Here is a 2357-nt window from a genome sequence, read left to right as displayed (position 1 = left end):
GGTAGATACATAGATTTTTAGATTTATATAGTGTGTCAGCTACACTGGTACTGGGCTTTTATGGAAAAATTACCTACCACCTGGGAATACGGATATGATACAATCTGATATGTAATTGACAGACTATTAAGATATTTTTCGATAGTCAGGGGAGATTGCTAAAGGGGGCAGCTGATGAGAAAGGGAAAGAGGAAGATGCGTTTGGGCAGGGTCATGAAGGTGTTGTTCATTCTTCAGTTTGTGCTGATGTACCTATTGGGGGGGACATCCTTGCCGGAGGTGCTTGCTGAGGGGGATCAGTTCTTGATGTGGAGCGAAGACGGAAAAACGTTTACGTCGTTCGGTCCGAATCAGGAAATACGAATTCATACCGGGCAAATTCGGTTTTTGAAGGGTTGCGGGGAAGGCGGAGCTGATGACTTCGTTGAGCCGTATGCCGATATTTATGTAGTGCCGAGCGGAAAAGGCGCTCCAGGTGAAAAGCTGACGGATGTGTCGGGTTCGCCCAACACGGTACAAGGGGTGCATGGCGGTCTTTTCATATCGGAGGTGATCGGGTACACAGCTCCGGGCGGCAAGATCGGGCCTGGAAAATATACAGTCGTATACGATGAATGCCAAGACGGGACAGTATCGCAGGAGGATAAGGTGTTCCCGGATGCCTTTGAGGTGGTGTTCCCGGCGGATATTCCGAACATCATGGCGGATCCGGCCATCGCGAAAGCGAAGCAAAAGGCAGCCGATGCGGAGGCGGAGTGGCAGGACTTACATGATACATACCGGGATTTTTTCGCACTTCAATCGAAGCTTGGGACGCTCGGGAAGGTGTGGCAGTGCGGCGGCTTGAAGGAAACGGCCATTTCTGTCAGCACAAGTTTCAGTTTGACGCTGGTTTGTCCCAAAATAGGCGGGAAGCCTCTTCCGGGTGTGGTCACCTCTTGGGATGTACAGAACGGAGCGCTAATTGACGGATTCTTTACAGGGCTGACAAAGGGAGTGGAATGGGCGACCGGCGTGAATCCAAAGCAGCTCGTGCTGAAGCAGATCTTGGCGACAGCCTCCCACTATAAAGGGATTGCGGCCGATCCGCCGAATCCGAATTTCCAGAAGCTCACGCCGCTGGATACGCGTGATGTGATAACGACGGAAAGCAACGATCCGGAAACTATCGCCGCTGTCGGCATCGGCAATGAGCTTGGGAATGAGGGGCCGCTCTTGCAGGCGTTCTTGACATCGATTGAAAAGTATCAAGGAAGCGCGATTGCGAAGGACGGCGATTGGGCGTTGATCCATGCGCGGGCTGTGAAGCAGTATGCGGCTCAACTGAAGGAACAGATCAGGCGCACCAACACGTCTATTGCGATTGCGAAGCAGGTGGTAGAGGCCGATCCGCGTCCGCTCGATCAAACGGTGGCGGACCTGCAGACATTCCGCAATGAAGCCGCATCTCAAGGGCTTTCGCCGGAACTTGTGCGCAATCTGAAGAACTTAGGCTATACAGATGTCCAAATCGATGACATGAAGAAGGAGTTCCTTGCGCAAAGCGGTTCATTCAGCAAGGTAGCCATGCTGAATCAGCTTGATGCGTTGCGCAGCACGAATGACGCGTTGAGCGCAGCCTTCGGGGAACTGGCGGTGAACATGGAGGAGGATTGGATCAGCTATTTGACCGCGATGCCGAATGTGCATGATAAAGCCCCGATTGTTAATGCGGGCGGCCCGTATGCGGGGCAAGAGGGAAGTGTGATTTCTTTTGACGGCTCGGCATCGGCAAGCCCGAGCGGCATTGTCAGCTATGAATGGGATTTGGACGGCGACGGCGCGTTCGATGACGCGACGGGACCGAAGCCCACCTATAAATACGATTTGAATGCCAATAAGCTAGCAGGCTTGAAGGTCACAAATGCGGACGGATGGTCCAACATCGGTTACGCGACTGTATTCATCGAGAACAGCGACAAAGGTCCGATGATTACCAATATGGTGCCGGATAGGGCGGAAACAGAAGTGATTACGGGCGAAACGAAGAACTTCGCGATTGAAGCGGGGGATCCGGAAGGCGATGCCGTCCAAGTCGATTGGTATGTGGACCGAGTGCATGCGGGCTCCGGAAGTGCTTATGCGTATACGCCTTCCGATGATAAGGTCGGAAAGCATATTGTGGAAGCGATCGTGACGGATTCCGCAAACGAAAGCTACGAAGCAGTAAGCTGGCCGGTATCTGTCCTCATGCCGGATGATGACGGCGACGGATGGATAAACAATGCGGATTGCCGTCCTAAGGATCCTGGCGTGAACCCGGGTGCGGCGGAAAAACGCGGAAACGGCAAGGATGATGACTGCAATCTGAACACATC

Annotated in this window: 1 protein-coding gene; it reads left to right on the top strand. The window is 53.0% G+C overall.

The features are described 5' to 3' along the window. Nucleotides 1–174 precede the first annotated feature (174 nt). Nucleotides 175–2357, top strand: a 2183-nt coding sequence (locus V7266_RS30000) for a PKD domain-containing protein (RefSeq protein WP_335472911.1), incomplete at its 3' end; no start/stop codon positions are given.

Source organism: Neobacillus drentensis (genome assembly GCF_036965645.1).
Lineage (GTDB): Bacteria > Bacillota > Bacilli > Bacillales > Cytobacillaceae > Neobacillus > Neobacillus drentensis_D.
This window is presented reverse-complemented; position numbering and strand designations above follow the sequence as displayed.